This is a genomic window from Ruminococcus sp. AF37-20, from assembly GCF_003460465.1.
Taxonomy (GTDB): Bacteria; Bacillota; Clostridia; order Oscillospirales; family Ruminococcaceae; genus Hominimerdicola; species Hominimerdicola aceti.
The window spans coordinates 112080-129981 of record NZ_QTVE01000005.1 but is presented as its reverse complement, the minus strand read 5'-3'; the positions used below and the strand labels follow the sequence as shown (position 1 = coordinate 129981).

Annotated in this window: 15 protein-coding genes; 13 read left to right on the top strand and 2 right to left on the bottom strand. The window is 42.8% G+C overall.

What is annotated here, in order from left to right:
• Positions 1-114: 114 nt before the first annotated feature.
• Both DW015_RS05000 and DW015_RS04995 read right to left on the bottom strand, forming a co-directional pair.
• Positions 115-4602, bottom strand: coding sequence for an NPXTG-anchored protein (locus tag DW015_RS05000; RefSeq protein ID WP_207659357.1), 4488 nt, complete (start codon positions 4600-4602; stop codon positions 115-117).
• Positions 4603-4637: 35 nt separating this feature from the next.
• On the bottom strand, positions 4638-5357 hold the full coding sequence (locus DW015_RS04995; protein WP_242993217.1) for a TetR/AcrR family transcriptional regulator: 720 nt from the start codon (positions 5355-5357) through the stop codon (positions 4638-4640).
• 241 nt (positions 5358-5598) lie between these two features.
• Between DW015_RS04995 and thrH the strand changes: the two genes are divergently transcribed.
• The 13 genes from thrH (at position 5599) to trkA (ending at position 17895) form a co-directional block, all read left to right on the top strand.
• A complete protein-coding gene (gene thrH, locus DW015_RS04990) occupies positions 5599-6201 on the top strand; it encodes a bifunctional phosphoserine phosphatase/homoserine phosphotransferase ThrH (RefSeq protein WP_117904714.1) in 603 nt (200 codons plus the stop codon).
• A 26-nt stretch (positions 6202-6227) separates the two neighbouring features.
• The gene (locus DW015_RS04985) at positions 6228-7472 is read left to right on the top strand and encodes an SGNH/GDSL hydrolase family protein (RefSeq protein ID WP_117904630.1); all 1245 of its coding nucleotides are present in this window, start codon (positions 6228-6230) and stop codon (positions 7470-7472) included.
• 252 nt (positions 7473-7724) lie between these two features.
• The gene (locus tag DW015_RS04980) at positions 7725-8024 is read left to right on the top strand and encodes a DUF2325 domain-containing protein (protein WP_022288593.1); all 300 of its coding nucleotides are present in this window, start codon (positions 7725-7727) and stop codon (positions 8022-8024) included.
• 43 nt (positions 8025-8067) lie between these two features.
• Positions 8068-8640: a DUF3793 family protein gene (locus tag DW015_RS04975; protein ID WP_117904628.1), complete on the top strand. Its 573-nt coding sequence runs from the start codon at positions 8068-8070 to the stop codon at positions 8638-8640.
• Positions 8641-8652: 12 nt separating this feature from the next.
• Positions 8653-9060 (top strand): flavodoxin, encoded by a 408-nt coding sequence (locus DW015_RS04970; protein ID WP_038671242.1) that lies wholly within the window; start codon positions 8653-8655, stop codon positions 9058-9060.
• Positions 9061-9356: 296 nt separating this feature from the next.
• Positions 9357-9569, top strand: coding sequence for a FeoA family protein (locus DW015_RS04965; RefSeq protein WP_022288590.1), 213 nt, complete (start codon positions 9357-9359; stop codon positions 9567-9569).
• A gap of 69 nt (positions 9570-9638) precedes the next feature.
• A complete protein-coding gene (locus tag DW015_RS04960; RefSeq protein WP_022288589.1) occupies positions 9639-9860 on the top strand; it encodes a ferrous iron transport protein A in 222 nt (73 codons plus the stop codon).
• Between the two features lie 104 nt (positions 9861-9964).
• Positions 9965-12454 carry a ferrous iron transporter B gene (locus DW015_RS04955; RefSeq protein WP_117904626.1) on the top strand — a complete coding sequence of 830 codons (2490 nt, stop codon included), beginning with the start codon at positions 9965-9967 and terminating at the stop codon, positions 12452-12454.
• A 53-nt stretch (positions 12455-12507) separates the two neighbouring features.
• Entirely contained in the window at positions 12508-12666 is a 159-nt protein-coding gene (locus tag DW015_RS04950; protein WP_117904624.1) for a FeoB-associated Cys-rich membrane protein, read from the top strand.
• 34 nt (positions 12667-12700) lie between these two features.
• Positions 12701-13078: a metal-dependent transcriptional regulator gene (locus tag DW015_RS04945; RefSeq protein WP_117877934.1), complete on the top strand. Its 378-nt coding sequence runs from the start codon at positions 12701-12703 to the stop codon at positions 13076-13078.
• Positions 13079-13255: 177 nt separating this feature from the next.
• Positions 13256-13954: an ABC transporter ATP-binding protein gene (locus tag DW015_RS04940; RefSeq protein ID WP_117865143.1), complete on the top strand. Its 699-nt coding sequence runs from the start codon at positions 13256-13258 to the stop codon at positions 13952-13954.
• Positions 13955-13965: 11 nt separating this feature from the next.
• Positions 13966-16224, top strand: coding sequence for an ABC transporter permease (locus DW015_RS04935; protein WP_117904622.1), 2259 nt, complete (start codon positions 13966-13968; stop codon positions 16222-16224).
• Positions 16225-16509: 285 nt separating this feature from the next.
• Positions 16510-17895 carry a Trk system potassium transporter TrkA gene (gene trkA, locus DW015_RS04930; RefSeq protein WP_117904620.1) on the top strand — a complete coding sequence of 462 codons (1386 nt, stop codon included), beginning with the start codon at positions 16510-16512 and terminating at the stop codon, positions 17893-17895.
• The last annotated feature ends 7 nt before the right edge of the window (positions 17896-17902 follow it).

Genomic DNA, 17902 nt, shown 5'->3' with positions numbered 1-17902 from the left:
TTTCGCCACAGGTCAAGGGGTAATTTAACTTTGGGTAACAAATTTTTTGTCATGTTGATCAAAAAAACAGCGGCTGCCGTTTGAGACAACCGCTGTGTGCAGTTAAGAGATCAGTTATTTCTTGTGTTTTTTCTTTATTCCCATTGCCGCACCGCCGCTTATCAACAGCATTGCAAGCCAAAGGCTCATACCACTGCCGCTTCCGGTCTGTGGATTTTTCTGCTCGCTCTTAGGCTTATCAGCCGTGGAGCTGTCTGCCTTGATTTCGCTTGAATCGTTTTTCGGCTTATCTGGCTTTGAGTTATCTTTTTTGTCATCACTTGGAGTGTCTTTCAGCTTATCTGTAATAGTGTCTGCCTTTTGTATCTCCTTTGTGCCGTCCTCGTCACCGAAATACTTGCCGCATTCTTCGCAGTACCAATACTCGATATTTCCCTCTTTGTCATGTGTTGCGTCAACTTTATCTATATGTGTGAGCTTTCCATGATTGTTCGGGTCGATATCGCCGTATTCACTGCCGCAGATATCGCAGGTTGCTTTCTTTGTGCAGGTCGCCTTGCCGCCGGAATGTGTACACTTGTATCCACACTCTGTACATTCGCCTGCGTTCCATTCGTGGGGTTCTCTCTCGATAGTCACCTCGCCGCAGCAATCATATTTTTTCTCGTGTTCTTTGCTGTCAAAGTCCCAAACAGGTTTGCCTGTGTGATTTGTCGAGTCAAGGTCGCCGTATTCTTTATTACAGAATTTGCACTTTGCTTTTTCAATACAAGTCGCAGTGCCGCCCACATGGTTTTCGAGCATGGTTACTTCTTTTTCACCTGTGATGACAAAACCGTCTTTGAGTTTTGCCGAAGCATAAACCGTCATTGTTCCGCTCTCAAGATCTGACGCACTTACCTTTGCGGTGTAAAGATCGTCTTTTTCGGTAAACGCCAATTCCGTACCGTCGCCTGCAAATCTGAAGCCTGCTGTCACGTCAGTACAGCCCTCAGGCAGAGCAAATGTAAATTCATAATCACCTAAAGGACAGGTCTCGTCAGTTCCGTTTATGGATATCTTCAAAATAGTTGATTTTTTCGTTTCATATCCGCAAATTGTACATTTCTGCCAATATTCGCCGTCTTCCGTATTCCACTTGTAGGCGTGAAGTTCCTTTTGGCTGTCAGTTCCGCACTCACTGCACTGCTTCCAATGTCCGTTTTCGTCGGATATATAATCGCCGAAGTTGTGTTCGATAGGCTCGCCCTCAGTAGCCTGACAGCGTTTGCAGGTCTTTGGAGCTGTGCAGGTCGCTTCTTTCCAATCATGTCCCAATGGGTTTATAGGCTCATCTTTGTACTGTGAACATTCGGAGCAATTAAACCTCTTCACACCCTTATTGATGCAAGTCGGCTCGGAGATTATCGTTCCCTCGTCAAATATATGTCCGTCTACTGCGCAGTTTCTTATTACTGTAAGCGTTGCTTTTTCTGATACCCAAGTACCCACATAGTCCGCATTTTCAGCGTTCTTGACCGTACATCGGTACATATATCCGTTAAAGCTTATGTTCGTTGCACAGGTGGTGAATGTAGTCGACCATTTTTCTTTGCCGTCCACGACTTTTGAATCAAGAGAGAACGTTCCGTCAGCTTCGGTAACGTCTGCAAAAGTCTTTCCATCGTCCTTGCTCACCTGCCATATCACCTCAGCTCCGTAAGGATTTCCCTGAGCGATAGGAAGTGTGAACGTAGCCTTTTCTCCGCTGTTTATGGTCTTATTGCCGAGTGAGGCTGTAAACTCAGGAGAATAATATATTGTAAGCTTTGCCGCATTTGAAACTACAGAGCCGTATTCATTTGATACAACACAGCGCACAAGCTTTCCGTTGTTTTCTTTTCGCACTTTTAATGAATGTGAATTGTCGTTGGTATATGGGATATCAACGAAAGTTTCTCCGTTATCGCTGCTTTCCTGCCACTGATATTGGAGCGGTTCACTGCCTGTTGCTTCTACATTGAAGAAATAGTAACGTTCAATTACGATAGTTATTTCTCCGGGCTTAACAGGTTTAGGCTGGCTAGGAGCGTTTGTTGCACCGCTTTGCGGGTGTTTTACTATGACCGGTGCTTTTTCGGAGAAGTTTATCGTAACAGGGCCGAAAACGGTCGGCTCAGTTTTTTGTCCGTCGCCTGTTGATACCCATGTTTTGCATCTTATCTGCCAGCCGTTCATTTGGCTTTCTATAGTAGGCTCGTAAACAGAAGAAGTTTCTCCGTCAATGGCGGTGAAAGTCTTTCCGCCGTCCTTGCTCACTTCCCATAGGTAATTCAGCCGTACTGCGCCATTTGGTGTATTGTTTGTGACCTCGAATTTTGCCTTTTTATCCAAGTGGAATTTGTCAGGAGCAGTAAATACCGGCTCGTCAATGAAGATATATGCGTCATAGGTATATGAATGATTGAGCTTGGAATCCCAGCCTAAATAATATACATCTGCCTGATAATGCGTACCATTGTCACTGTTGCCCATACGCCCCACATACATGCTTGTGCCATGGGCATTTATTTTTGTGCGCTTGTCGTTTTCAACACTGTACCATTCTACTCGGATATCACTGTCTTGCAGTGAGGACGGCTCGTTTTCCATTGTTTTCAGCGTAACGACGTCGTTCTTTTTCACAACAAAGTATTTTAATGTTATAGGATCAAAAGGTATCCTATGCTCTAAGATATTCGTTCCATAACGCAGATTAAAATAGGTGTTCTCATCTTCAAGAGTGCCGTCAGCTTTTATTTTAAAAGCATTCACGCCATAAATGGAATCCTGTGACTTGAGCCAGAGATGAAGCTTGTTTCCGTCATGGAATATTTCTGAGCGGTTATAGCCATAAAAATCGTCATATGGCGGCTGACGTGTGTTAGCACTGCCTATAAACTCATTGCCATCTGCACCCCTTGCAACATAGGTGTACTTGTGTACCGAGTTTCCTTTTGCGTCCACAGCCTTGCCGTTGTCATTGAAGTCAGCGCTTCCGCCTGATATCTGCAAGACCACGTTGTCGCCAAGCGTTCCAGAGTAGTTTCCGCTATCAATGATGACCTTGCCCTCTCCTACAATGTTAAGTCCTCGCACGATCGCACTGTTTGTAAATTCTATCGTGCCGCCTTTCAGCTCGATAGGATAAGTGAAATTATATGTTTTATCAGGGGAGGTCTTTAATTTTAAAGTTGCGCCGTCATAGACAATGATCTTCGGAAGCTCAAAACCGCTTTTGATATCTATGTTCATTTTGATATCGCCTGAAAGTATGTTTACATCAAATGGAACTTTGGTGTCCAGATCCATTTCATATATATCTTTTAGATCTATTCCGCTTGCTAAATTAAATGTTTCATAATCATGCATATCCTTGAAATATGACATTTTACCACGGCCATTATCATCTTTTATATAGATGTCATCCATGTTTTCTGTATAATATTCTGTATACCCTCCGAAGCCATACTGCGCAAACTTCTTGAAGTCAGCGGGACAAGTATGGCTTTCATAGAGTTTCAGCCGTCCTGAAAATGTTATTATGCCGCTGCTTGGTTTAAGAAAACCACGATTGACGCTTTGATAATTCACATACTGCGTTCCGGCACGGACACGTCCTCTGCCTAAAAATTTTATTGCGTGATAGTGAACTCTTACGCCATATTCCATGTATCCCGGCGTGGACGGATTAATGTTTCTGCCTTCTACTGTAGCGTTGTTCTTTATTACGATACCGCCTGCTTCAAGGCCTGAGGTATTTTCTGCATCATGCTCTTGTGGTCTGTATATCTCTTTAAAGACGTTACCCTCGACCTTACTGCCGTCAACTGTCAAAATTCCATATACCATTATTCCTGCAATAGTCGAACCGGCATTGTTTAAATATCCGCCTGAAGTGAGATTTTTTGGTCTGTAGTGTGTGTAATTGGTGCACTCTCCCTTAACAGGTCTGTATGTAGCACGACCCTCTACGGTGGTATTAGTGCCGTTTACATAAAGCGACCCCTCGACATAAATGCCGTTCATGCCCACAGTTGATCCGTTTGCGCAAGCCCAGACAGTGCTGTAGTCATTAACTATCATATTATACTTTACGATAATGCAAGCGCCGAAGCTTTCGCACGATACATTAGTAGCGTTTTGTTCAGTACCGTCGCCGATAGTAAGATTTGAGCAGTATATTGCTGCGTCATGTGTTACTGCTGAAAACGTTCCGCTGCCAATGATAGTGATATTACTGTCAGGAGCATAAATTCCGCTGTAGCTCTCATTGTATTTGGTTGCGGCTTGGCTTGAAAATGGGCTGTCGCCAAGATCAATGCTGCCGACAAGCTTTATGTTCAGATCTTGTTCGCCTTCAACGTATATAAGACCAAATCGGCTGGGTCTTTCGCTGTTGCCGTTTATGCGTTTGCCTATAGTCGCCATATTGTAACCAAGAAGCGTCAGGGTCTTGCTTTGTATATCGTATTTCCAGCCCTGTTTGCTCCATGTTTTATCAGATGTTACCTGTTCTTCGCCTATCCATATGCCATATTCTGTGACCGCAAATGCGTTCAATGGTGTAATGGACATTACCATACATAGAGTAAGTATGATGCTCAATAACCGTTTTTTCACCTTGTTTCCCCCATTTCGTCGTCTTTTAAAAGTTTAAAATCGAATGTCATTTCCAACATTGCAAACAGCTTATACATGACCTCAGTGGCGATAGCTCTAATATCAAGCGATCTGATAAATGCAAGCACTTTTGCCTGTTCTTCCTCTGGTACTTTATACACTCGCATTGCCGCCGTCAGAAAACGTCTAAGCTTGTGGTCAAGCGGGAAATGGATATCGCATTTTCTTGCCATATAGTTGCGCATTATTCCTGATGTTCCGATTTCCATTTCATAGAAATCGCTTTCGGTATAGCCCGGAAAATTCGAGCCGAATATCTGTTTCAGTTCCGCCGTAGTGTGGACATAGATATACTCAGCCGTTTCAGGCATAGTGTAAGCTTCAATGTAGATCTCTCGGAGATTTTCATTCAGCTCAGTGAGGGTTATCTGTATGGCAGTTTCCACTGCATATGTGTATATCGGCGACATATTATCACCAACAATGTTCTTTGCCACTCCAAATTGTCCGCTGAACATCGTGCCCACAAGTTCCATCAGAATAGCGTCTTTTGTGGAGAATAAGTTCTGAAAGCTTCCTCTTGCAACGCCAGCTTTTTTCACTATCTGTGAGATAGTTGTCTGTTTATACCCCTGTTCCAGAAACAGTTGGACGCATACAGTGAGTATCTTTTTTTTCGTTTCGATACCGTCTTTTCTTGTAGAAATATGTATCACCTCTTTTCATTATTTATTAATAATGATTTATAAATTAGTATGTGTATTAGTTATAACATATATAACACAAATTGTCAAGTATCAGAAAGGGGTAACAGCGAAATTTTACAATGGGCAACGATTTTTTGTATTATTTTTGCCTTAATGATTTAAAGCAAAACTCTTGTATTATTATAAAAAGTATGGTATAATCAAATTACGAATTTTATTGTATATTTTTAAGGAGGAAATAATTATGAGTATGTATATCACTTGTCTTGACCTTGAGGGAGTTCTCGTTCCTGAGATATGGATAGCTTTTGCTGAAGCTACAGGTATCCCTGAGCTTAAAAGAACAACAAGAGATGAGCCTGACTATGACAAGCTTATGAAATACCGTATCAACATTCTTAAGGAGCATGGTCTTGGTCTGAAAGAGATCCAGGATACTATCGCAACTATCGACCCAATGCCGGGCGCAAAGGAGTTCCTTGACGAGCTGAGAAGCTTCACACAGGTAATAATCATCAGCGATACTTTCTCACAGTTTGCAGGTCCTCTTATGAAGAAGCTTGGTTATCCTACTATCTTCTGCAACACACTTGAAGTTGCTGACAACGGCGAGATAACAGGCTTCAAGATGAGATGTGACAAGTCAAAGCTCACAACTGTAAAGGCTCTCCAGTCTATCGGTTTTGAAACTATCGCAAGCGGCGACAGCCACAATGACCTCGGTATGATTCAGGCAAGCAAGGCCGGCTTCCTTTTCAGAAGTACCGACAGCATAAAGGCTGAATATCCTGAGCTTCCTGCTTATGAAACATATGATGAGCTTATGGCTGCAATAAAGGCTGCTATGGACTAATAGTCTTTAGACAGAGGAAAACATAGATGAAAAAGGTAATATCACTTATAATGGCAGCGGCTTTGTCACTGTCTGCGGTAGCCTGCGGTCAAAGCTCTGACAGCAGCGTGGCTGATAAGTCAAGCTCAAAGGCTGATGAAAAGCCTGCTGTGGAGAGCTGTAAGATAGCTGATGATAAGTTCGATACATATGTGTCGAATACTTACGTTGCCACGGGAAACAATTTTGTGGTAAAGAAAGCTAATGAGGTAACATACAGAGCTTATTTTCCACTGGAGGAATACGGAGAGCTTGAATATGCTTTCTATTTTTCAAATACTGTGGATTCTACATACAACGCTGACGGCAAGCAGGCTTTTGCAGGCAAAGAGGGCGGAGAGTATGAGATTTCCTCGGCTTATGTCTGCGACGGTGGAACAGGTCCGGATGACGAGATAACCTCACGCACTGAGGTAACATTTGACGGTACAGGCTCAAAGAAAGTCGCACCTGCGGAAACTTTTTGGAGCGACCCTGTTACGCTGAATATCCCTGAGGATCATTATCTTGTGTGGGAGTGGACGGTGACGGGAAGAGATATCCCATGCAACAAGATGTCAAACCTCACGTCTACCACATCATCGAAAAACGGCAGCGATTTCACTTATTGTGACGATGTGCCACTGCCGCTTCTTATAGGAGCAAAGCGTGATGTGAAATATCGTGTTACGGCTATCGGCGACTCTATCACACAGGGCTGTATGACAGACTTCATGGCGTATGAGTTCTGGGCGGCACGCATTGCAAAAGAGCTTGGTTCTGATTATGCTTTCTGGAACTGCGGTCTTGGCTGGGCGAGAGCGAGCGATTGCGCACAGAAAGGCAATTGGCTCGGAAGAGCGCTCAACAGTGACATCATGATAGTTGCTTTCGGAACGAACGACATAGTTTCAGGCGAATACGGTGGAGATGGCGGAAACAATGCTGACGAGGTGAACGGCTATATAAGCACCATTCTTGAGCAAACTCAGGCAGCAGACTGCAAGACCATACTTTTCAATGCTCCTCCACAGGATTATGACGAGGAACACGAAGCGGTGAGAACAGCACTTAACGATACTGAAAAGCAGACGGCTGAGAAATACGGCGCAGAGTATTTTGATTTTGCGTCACTGCTTTCTCCGACTGATGATCCGTCAGCTGCACTTTACGGCGGTCACCCAAACGGCGAGGGCGGCGAGGCAGTATGCAAGGCATTCATGAAACAGTTCGCTGAGCTTTTAGGCAAATAATATTTGTTTTTTACGGCGTTGTGTCTTTTGACACTTCGCCGTTTTTTTTGGCAAAATAATACCAAACATAATCTGCGATATTTAACGCATATTATATATAGTATCTTCGCTTTTGCCGTGAATATTTTATCATATGAAAAGTTTATACTTCTGACATAAGTTTCCCTTGACAAACGTGGTTAGTTTATGCTAATATGAATATGGTTAGTAAATACTAACCTAAATTATTGTAAAGGAGGAGTTAAGAAAAGTATGAGCGTTATAATAGTAGGCGGAAATGACCGTATGGCAACACGCTATAAGGATATCTGCAAATCATATGATTGCAAGGCTAAGGTGTTCATCAAATATCCTACAGGTTTTGATAAGAAGATAGGCAGTCCTGATCTGGCAGTGGTGTTTACTGATACAGTGTCACATAAAATGCTCAATGGTCTTAACCAAAGAGCAAGCAAACTTGATTTTCCCGTGGCTATATGCCATTCATCAAGCTGTTCGGCTTTGAAGAACGTGCTTGAAAAATATTGTACTAAAGGCGTTGTAAACGCATAGATCTATATGTATAGGTTAGGGATTTCTAACCAAAGGAGGGACTATGTCACAGTCTGAGCTGAGAAATTTTGAAAAAAGCATGGCTTATCATCTTGCCCCTGCAATGCTTGGAATAAAGCCTGCCTGTCTTATGTCAATGGAAAAAAACAAGGACGGGCTTGAAGAGAATGTCGAGCTTTTTAACAGCATGGCATATACAAAGGGCATGAAGCTAACAGTGCTTTGCGAGTGCAAAAGCAGAAAGCTGCTTTTTCTCTATAACGAAAAGCTGTTGTCTGACAGACTTGCAAACAACAGAGTAAGAAAGCTTCTTGAAAGCTTTGGCTATGACAGCCGTATGACCCTTGAACAGCAGCTTGAAAGGCTGTCTGGAAGAATATCCGCAAGTGAGGATTTTCCTCATGAGATAGGTTTGTTTCTTGGCTATCCTGTTGACGATGTTACAGGGTTCATACAGAACAAGGGAAGAAACTATCTTCTTTGCGGATATTGGAAAGTCTACTCTGACGAAAACAGAGCAAGACGTATTTTCAGCAATTATGACAAGTGCAGAAATTATCTGTGTAATAAACTTGCTCAGGGCGAAAGCATTTACCAAGCCCTGAAAATTTCTTAGGAGGTAATCATAATGAAAACAGCAGTAATTTATTGGAGCGGTACAGGCAACACAGAGGCTATGGCAAAGGCAGTTGCAGAGGGTGCAGGCGCAGAGTGCTTCGCAGTTTCTGAGTTCAGCGGCAATGTTGAGGATTATGACGCAATAGCTCTTGGATGCCCTGCAATGGGTGCAGAGGAGCTTGAGGACAGCGAGTTCGAGCCATTTTTCGCAGGCATAGAGGGCAAGCTCTCAGGCAAGAAGATAGCACTCTTCGGTTCGTACGGCTGGGGTGACGGCGAGTGGATGCGTCAGTGGCAGGACAGAGTTACGGGCGACGGTGCAACGCTTGTAAATGGCGAGGGACTTATTGTAAACGAAACTCCTGACGACGACGCTCTTGCAAGCTGCAAGGCTTTGGGCGAGGCTCTTGCTAAGTAAGCATATATCTCTAATGTAATAATGTAAACTGCAAACGCAGGCGGAAAAAGGCAGTTTTGCTTTTCTGTCTGCGTTTGTGCAGTAATCGGGTTATTAAAAACTAACTAAAGTTACCTGAAACTAACTTGAGATTTTGTGCAAGCTTACAAAATTGAAAAAGTGGCACATTTAGTCTTGACAAATTCGGTTAGCCGTGCTAAACTATATTACGGGTTAGAAAATGCTAACCCTTTAAATAAGCCTGAAAGTTAGACTAATCTAACTTTTGATACTGACAAAAGAACAGGAGGGTCTGAATGATGCCGCTGACATTTGCAAACGTAGGGGAAGAAAACATGATAAAGAAAGTAGGCGGAAAACCTGAAACAAGAAAGTTTCTTGAAAATCTGGGTTTTGTCGCAGGTGGAACGGTAACGGTAGTAAGCACTATCGGAGGAAACGTTATCGTTAAGGTCAAAGAATCAAGAGTAGCTGTTTCAAAGGAAATGGCTGCGAAGATAATGGTATAGAAAACATTTGGCGGTCAAGCCATGATAAATATGTTTGAAGATATTTTGTATAGTTAGGAGGATCAGGTTATGGCAACATTGAAAGAAGCTAAGATCGGTTCAACAGTTACCGTGAAGAAGCTCAACGGCACTGGTGCTGTAAAGAGAAGGATCATGGATATGGGCATCACAAAGGGTGTTGAGGTTCATGTAAGAAAGGTTGCACCTTTGGGTGACCCTATCGAAGTAACGGTCAGAGGCTATGAGCTTTCGCTCAGAAAGGCTGACGCTGAGATGATCGAAACGGTCTGATACATAGTTCAGGCAAACAGCAAAAAAATTCATCGGCAGAGCTGATGTGTGCTTAGAAGATGAGGACATATCAGAGTGCCGAAATTCTGAAAGGATCGAATTGTATGGAGATCAAAATTGCTCTCGCAGGTAACCCTAACTGCGGTAAAACAACTCTTTTCAACGCTCTTACAGGTTCAAACCAGTTCGTAGGTAACTGGCCGGGCGTAACAGTTGAAAAGAAAGAGGGTAAGCTCAAGGGTCATAAGGACGTAGTTATCATGGACCTTCCTGGTATCTACTCACTTTCGCCTTACACACTTGAGGAAGTAGTTGCAAGAAACTATCTTATAAGCGAGCGTCCGGACGCTATCCTCAATATCATCGACGGTACAAACCTCGAAAGAAACCTTTATCTTACAACACAGCTTGTTGAGCTTGGTATCCCTGTTGTTGTTGCTATCAACATGATGGACGTTGTTAAAAAGAATGGCGATAAGATAAATACAGATCAGCTTGCTAAGGAGCTTGGCTGTCAGGTCTGCGAGATATCCGCACTTAAAGGCACCGGTATCAAGGAAGCTGCTGAGCTTGCAGTAAAGGCTGCTGAGTCAAAAGTTCCAATGGTACCTCAGCATTCATTCAACGGCGTTGTTGAACACGCTATTGCTCATATTGAGGAAGCATTTCTCCATGATGTTGCTGAAGAACAGCAGAGATGGTACGCTATAAAGATATTCGAGAGAGATGAGAAGGTCATCGAACAGCTCGGTATGTCTGAGCAGGTAAAGGCTCATATCGAAAAGGATATCTGTGCCGCTGAAAAAGAAATGGACGACGACTCAGAGAGTATCATCACAAACGAGAGATACATTTACATAGCTTCAATAATCAAGGATTGCTATAAAAAGAAAAATCAGGGCGGTCTTACAACATCAGATAAGATTGATAAGATCGTAACGAACCGTTGGCTCGGTCTTCCTATCTTTGCAGTGGTTATGTTCCTTGTTTACTATATCTCAATGGTAACAGTAGGTTCAGCCGCAACTGACTGGGCAAACGACGGACTCTTTGGTGACGGTTGGCATCTGTTCGGCATCGGTTCATCTGACGCTGAGGACGCTGCTGACGAATATGGCAGCTCGCTTGACATAATCAACGCATTCATCGAGCAGCAGGGCGGCGAGGCTATCGACAACGAAGCTGATGACTTTGATGTTGCCGCTGCAAAGACAACAGCAGACAACCTGCTTGCTACAGTAGATAAGTCCGCAACTGCTGATTATACAGTAGAGGACGAGGAAACACTAGAAGAAACAACAAAAACAGCTAAGTATGCTGATCTGGAAGCTGCAGTTGCAGCCGCTGAGAAGTATAACTTCGCTGATCCGGATCCTGCTGATTACGGCGTATGGGTACCTGGTATCCCTGTACTTATCGAAAGCGGTCTTGACGCAGTAAACTGCGCAGATTGGCTCAAGGGTCTTATCCTTGACGGTATCGTTGCCGGTGTTGGTGCGGTTCTCGGATTTGTACCACAGATGCTCGTACTTTTCATTCTCCTTGCTATCCTTGAGGCTTGCGGTTACATGGCTCGTATTGCATTCGTAATGGACAGGATCTTCAGAAAGTTCGGCCTTTCAGGAAAGTCATTTATTCCGATCCTTATTGGTACAGGTTGCGGTATCCCTGGTATCATGGCTTCAAGAACCATCGAGAACGAGCGTGACAGACGTATGACTGTCATGACAACAACATTTATTCCTTGCGGTGCTAAGACACCATTTATTGCAATGATCGCAGGCGCTATCTTCGGCGGTTCTGCTTGGGTAGCAACAGGCGCATACTTCATCGGTATCGCAGCTATCATCATTTCAGGTATCATGCTGAAAAAGACAAAGATGTTCGCAGGAGATCCTGCACCATTCGTTATGGAGCTTCCTGCTTACCATATTCCTACAGTGGGCAACGTACTCAGATCAATGTGGGAGCGTGGCTGGTCATTCATCAAGAAGGCTGGTACTATCATCACACTGTCAACTATCTTCGTATGGTTCACTTCATACTTCGGCTGGGTAGACGGTTCATTCGGTATGCTCACAGAAGACCAGATGGAATACAGTATCCTGGCTCACATTGGTAAGGCTATCTGCTGGATCTTCGCACCTCTTGGCTGGGGCAACTGGCAGGCAACTGTTGCAGCTGTTACAGGTCTTGTTGCTAAGGAGAACATCGTTGGTACAATGGGTATCCTTTACGGCGGCGGAGATGGTTCAGTTTACTCTGCTATCGGTGCTGCATTCACTGGCATCACAGGTATGTCATTCCTTATCTTCAACCTTCTCTGTGCGCCTTGCTTCGCAGCAATGGGAGCTATCAAGCGTGAGATGAACAGCAGAAAGTGGTTCTGGTTCGCTATTGGCTACGAGTGTGGTTTTGCTTATGTTATCGCACTTATCGTAAATCAGCTTGGCGGTCTTTTCACAGGTAAGGTAAATGTTATCGGTCTTATCTTTGCAATAGCTCTTATCGCCCTTATCATCTATATGCTCGTTAGACCTTATAAGGAAAGCACAAAGCTTGAAAAGGAAGTCAAGGTAGGAGCTAAGGCTTAATAAAAGAAAATTTCATCATCACTGATCTTGCATAAACAGTTGGGAGGATAATTATGGACACAGTAGTCGGTACGATTCTGATTGCAGTTATACTTGCTGTTATCGTGGCAGCTATAATTTACAAGCTCGTAAAGGATAAGAAGCAGGGCAAAAGCTCCTGTGGAGGCAGCTGTGGCTGTTGTCCAAATTCTTCTCGCTGTCACAAATCGTGATAAAACAGTAATAAACTTCGGGGAGGTCATCTGAATGCTGACTAAATCACAGAAAAGGTATTTATTTGCCATATACAGACTGGGTCAGAACGGCAGACCTGTCAAATCCACAGAGGTAGCTTCTGTTCTGGGCGTGACAAAGGCAAGCACCGTCAAGATGACTCAGAAGCTTATAGACGAGGGCTATATAATCAAAGAGCCTTACCGTGAGATCACACTGACATCTGAGGGCATAAAGGCAGCTAATGAGCTTTATACTCCAAGTGTGATACTTCAGGATTTTCTTGAAAACCGTGTGGGCGTTGAGAGAAAAAATGCCGAGAATGACTCGGTGGCTATTGTTTCTCAGATATCTGAGGACGCTCTCGACAAGCTTGTAAGCTTTGCTTTGCAAAGCACGACAAACGGCTAAATCAGTAATATTTATATCGTTAGATCCCGCCTTTTTCGGCGGGATTTATCAGATATATCGGTTAGCTGTGATTAACCACAATGTGAAGTAAGTTATGACATACAAATATGTATAATATGACGTTTAAAGACGGCAAAGATACATTATTAAAATAAATAGTTGGAAAGGGGAATGAATGTGTTTCTTGAAATAAAGAACATAAAAAAGCATTTTGGCGAGGGCGAGAGCAGAGTTGAAGTGCTTAAGGGCATTGATATCGAAATAGAAAAAGGAGAGTTCTGCGTGCTTCTCGGACCGTCAGGCTCAGGTAAATCAACACTTCTGAACATTATAGGAGGAATTGACGCCGCTGACGAGGGGTATATCTCAATAAACGGCGAAAAAACAGCCGACATGAACGAAAAGGCATTGACCCTTTACAGAAGAAAGCACTTGGGTTATATCTTCCAGATGTACAACCTTATACCTAACCTGAATATCAAGGAGAATATCGAGGTAGGCGCATATCTTAGCGACAACCCTCTTGACGTTGACGACCTGCTTAAAACCCTTGGGCTTTACGAACATCGTCACAAGCTTCCTAATCAGCTTTCTGGAGGTCAGCAGCAGAGAACTGCTATCGGCAGAGCTATCGTAAAGAACCCTGATATCCTGCTCTGCGACGAGCCTACAGGCGCGCTTGACTACAATACCTCCAAGGAGATATTACAGCTTATAGAGGACGTAAACAAGAAGTATGGCAACACTATCATAATGGTAACACATAATGACGCTATCAAGCAAATGGCTGACAGAGTTGTAAAGCTTAGAGATGGTATGATAAGAAAGAATTATCTTAATGAAACTAAGCTCACAGCCGCAGAGCTTGATTGGTAAGGAGGGGCAGCATGAAAAACCCTCTTATCAAGCGTTTGCCCAGAGAGCTTAAGGGCGAAATAGGAAAATACATCGTTCTATTTTTGTTCATCACAATGATGATAGGCATAGTATCAGGCTTTCTTGTTGCGGCAGGCAGTATGTCTGTTGCTTATGACGAAAGCTTTGAGAAATACAATATCGAAAGCGGAAATTTTGAACTTCTTCAAAAAGCCGATGATGATGCTATCAAGAAGATAGAGGACGGTGAGGAGAAGATAAAGGTATACGAAAATTTTTATCTTGACAAAGAAACAAAAGAAGTTGACAGCACTATCAGGCTTTTCAAAAATCGTAAGGATATTGACAAGATATGTATAATGGACGGTGAGCTTCCTTCTGCTGATGACGAGATCGCTATTGACAGAATGTATGCTGACAATAACAAGCTTAAAGTCGGCGACAGCCTGACGGTCGGCGGAAAGAAGCTTAAGATAACAGGTCTTGTTGCACTTTCAGATTACAGCGCACTGTATTCTAATCCATCTGATATGATGTTTGACGCTTTGAAGTTCGGTGTAGCAATCGTTACCGATACGCTTTTTGACGATTATGGTGAGGCTGATCTTCATTACAGCTACTCGTGGAAATATGATAAAACCCCGGCAGACGACGAGGAAGCTCAGGATATGGCTGAGAAGGTCATGAAGCATATAAATGGAATCTCAATGCTCACTCAGTTTATTCCGGAATACTCAAATCAGGCGATACATTTTACAGGCGACGATATAAAGGGCGATAACACGATGATAGCAGTTTTTCTTTATCTTGTTATGGTCATAATCGCATTTGTTTTTGCTATAACAACGGGAAACACTATTGCAAAAGAAGCAAACGTTATAGGTACGCTCAGAGCCTCAGGCTACACAAAGGGCGAGCTTGTTAGACATTATCTTGCAACGCCTATGATAGTCGTGCTTGTATCTGCCGTTGTAGGCAACATACTTGGTTACACCTGCTTTAAGGATTTTGCGGTCAAAGCGTACTATGGAAGCTACAGTCTGCCAACATACAAAACGATCTGGAACGCAGATGCGTTTATAAAGACGACAGTAGTTCCTCTTATAATACTTTTCGTAATAAACCTTGTAATGCTTGTAAATAAACTAAGTCTTTCACCGCTTAAATTTTTAAGGCGTGATCTTAAAAAGCGTCAGAAGAAAAAGGCTTTTAAGCTCAACACAAGGATAGGCATATTAAAGCGTTTCAGACTTAGAGTCATCTTCCAGAACATTCCTAACTATATTACAGTGTTTGTTGGCATTCTTTTTGCCAATGTTATCATCTTCTTTGGCCTTGGCATGGAGCCTATGCTTCTTCATTATCAGGATATAATAGAAGATAATATGATAAGCAAATATCAGTATGTGCTGAAAATGCCTGCTGAAACTAAAACAGAGGGTGTAGAGAAATATTGTTCAGGCTCTCTTAAAACTGTCGATGACAAGCTAAAAGAGGAAACGGCAACAATTTACGGAGTTAAAGAAAACAGCAAGTTCGTTCATGCAGATATAAAAGACGGCGGAGCGTTTATCTCTGATGGTTATTCTCAGAAGTATAACATAGAGATCGGCGATGAAGTGACGCTGAAAGAGTCTTACGGAGATAAAAAATACACTTTTAAGGTAGAGGGTATCTATGACGATCCTGCAACTATAGCAGTTTATCTGACAGACAGCGATTTCATAAAGACCTTTGAACTTGAGGACGGGTATTTTAACGGTTATTTCTCCAATACAAAGATAAAGGATATAGACGATCTGTATATTGCGACAACTATAACGAAAGACGACCTGACAAAAACATCACGACAGCTCATACTGTCTATGAGTTCTATGATAAGTATGTTTGCTGCAGCGGGTGTTATAATGTTCATGCTAATTGTTTATCTTCTTTCAAAGGTCATAATAGAAAAGAACAGCCAGTCTATTTCTATGACAAAGATACTGGGTTACAACAACAGGGAAATAAACAGCCTTTATATAACGACTACGACCATAGTCGTTATAGCCTCAATGCTACTGTCTGTTCCTATAGTAAATGTCACTTTGAAGTATATATTCAAAGTTGCTTTCGCTCAGTATTCAGGCTGGCTGCCATATTACATTCCTGCGTATATATTTGTTGAAGTTCCGCTGTTCGGCATTATTGCTTATGCAGTGGTGGCGTTCATACTTACAAGACGTGTAAAGAAAGTACCTCTTGATGAGGCACTCAAAAATGTAGAGTAATTCTTCCAAATCATTCTTTCTTAATTGAGCTGTGCTGTCGGTATGTATCGGCGGCACAGTTTTTTTGTGCTTTTTTTGAAAATCGCTAATTTGGAAAAATGAGTTTGGCAATCGTCGTAAGTTTTATTAATATCTTTACTATACTTTAACATATTATTAACAGCATAGTGATACATTATATGATATGGAATTATACGCTTTTGATGATCAGGCTCTGCTTAATGAAGAGAAGAAGTGCAGAGAACTGCTGTGAATGGCAGTATGTCATTCGGTTGGAGGAAAAATATGAGTAAACAAAAGAAGCCTGCAGGCGGTTTGAATATTATCATTGTGGGCTGCGGAAAAGTAGGCACGACCCTTGTTGAACAGCTTGTGAAAGAGGGTCACGATATCACGATAGTTGACAAGAATGCAAAGAAGATACAGGAACTCAGTAGTCTTTATGACATTATGGGCATCGTAGGAAACGGTGCAAGCTTTAGCGTTCAGCAGGACGCCGGCATAGAGAACGCCGACCTTATAATTGCTGTTACAGAGTCTGATGAGCTTAACCTGCTTTGTTGTACACTCGCAAAGAGAGTGGCAAAATGTGCAGCTATTGCAAGAGTAAGAACGCCTGATTACAGCAAGGAGATAGGCTATCTTAGAGAAAAGCTTGGTCTTGCGATGGTGATAAATCCTGAAATGGAGGCGTCCCGTGAGGCTGCAAGGATACTTTGTCTGCCAACAGCTCTTGAGGTAAACACCTTTGCGAATGGTCAGGCGGAGCTTATAAAGTATAAGATACCTGAGGGCAATCCTCTTGTCGGCACTACGATCGCTGAGCTTAGCCGTAAAACGGCAACAAGCCTGCTTATATGCGCTGTTGAGAGAGAAGGGGAAATATATATTCCATCCGGCGATTTCACAATGAAAAAGAATGATGTTATCTCATTTTGCACCCAAAGAAATTTTTCAAGAACGTTCTTTGAGGATCTCAGTGTGAAGACAAATCAGGTGAAGAACACAATGATAATAGGCGGTGGCAAGGCGGCTTATTATCTTGCAAAACGTCTTATTGGCATGGGGATCAACGTCAAGATAATCGAGAATGACAGACAGCGCTGTGAGGATCTCACTGTGCTTTTGCCAAAGGCGATAATAATAAACGGTGATGGCACTGACGAGGAACTTCTGAAGGAAGAGGGCATAGAGTATGCGGAGTCATTTGTGGCTCTCACGGGAATAGACGAAGAAAATATCCTGCTCACTCTTCATGCAAGACAGGTGTCAAATGCTAAGACCATCACAAAGATAAACAGAATAAACTTCAAGGACGTTATAAGCAGACTGGACCTTGGAAGCGTAGTATATCCAAGATATATCACTTCTGAGGCGATAATAGCCTATGTCCGTGCGAAGAACGAATCGGGAGATAGCAATATCGAAACGCTCTATCATTTGTTCGATCATAGAGTAGAAGCTATCGAGTTCAAGGTGGATCAGGAGTCAGAGGTCACAGGTACACCGCTACAGGCTCTTGATTTAAAAAGACATTTGCTGGTGGCGTTCATAAATCGAAACGGCAAGATCATTATCCCGAGCGGTCAGGATACTATAGAGAGGGGCGACACTGTAATGGTCGTCACTACTCATACGGGATTTAACGATATCACTGATATTCTGAAATAGCGGAGGA

Bases quoted from the DNA above. Each gene is read 5' to 3' on its own strand.
- DW015_RS04970 (WP_038671242.1), top strand. From the start codon at position 8,653: ATGAAAACAGCAGTAATTTATTGGAGCGGTACAGGCAACACAGAGGCT.
- trkA (WP_117904620.1), top strand. From the start codon at position 16,510: ATGAGTAAACAAAAGAAGCCTGCAGGCGGTTTGAATATTATCATTGTG.
- DW015_RS04965 (WP_022288590.1), top strand. From the start codon at position 9,357: ATGATGCCGCTGACATTTGCAAACGTAGGGGAAGAAAACATGATAAAG.
- thrH (WP_117904714.1), top strand. From the start codon at position 5,599: ATGTATATCACTTGTCTTGACCTTGAGGGAGTTCTCGTTCCTGAGATA.
- DW015_RS04935 (WP_117904622.1), top strand. From the start codon at position 13,966: ATGAAAAACCCTCTTATCAAGCGTTTGCCCAGAGAGCTTAAGGGCGAA.
- DW015_RS04945 (WP_117877934.1), top strand. From the start codon at position 12,701: ATGCTGACTAAATCACAGAAAAGGTATTTATTTGCCATATACAGACTG.
- DW015_RS04960 (WP_022288589.1), top strand. From the start codon at position 9,639: ATGGCAACATTGAAAGAAGCTAAGATCGGTTCAACAGTTACCGTGAAG.
- DW015_RS04955 (WP_117904626.1), top strand. From the start codon at position 9,965: ATGGAGATCAAAATTGCTCTCGCAGGTAACCCTAACTGCGGTAAAACA.
- DW015_RS05000 (WP_207659357.1), bottom strand. From the start codon at position 4,602: ATGGTAATGTCCATTACACCATTGAACGCATTTGCGGTCACAGAATAT.
- DW015_RS04950 (WP_117904624.1), top strand. From the start codon at position 12,508: ATGGACACAGTAGTCGGTACGATTCTGATTGCAGTTATACTTGCTGTT.
- DW015_RS04985 (WP_117904630.1), top strand. From the start codon at position 6,228: ATGAAAAAGGTAATATCACTTATAATGGCAGCGGCTTTGTCACTGTCT.
- DW015_RS04980 (WP_022288593.1), top strand. From the start codon at position 7,725: ATGAGCGTTATAATAGTAGGCGGAAATGACCGTATGGCAACACGCTAT.
- DW015_RS04975 (WP_117904628.1), top strand. From the start codon at position 8,068: ATGTCACAGTCTGAGCTGAGAAATTTTGAAAAAAGCATGGCTTATCAT.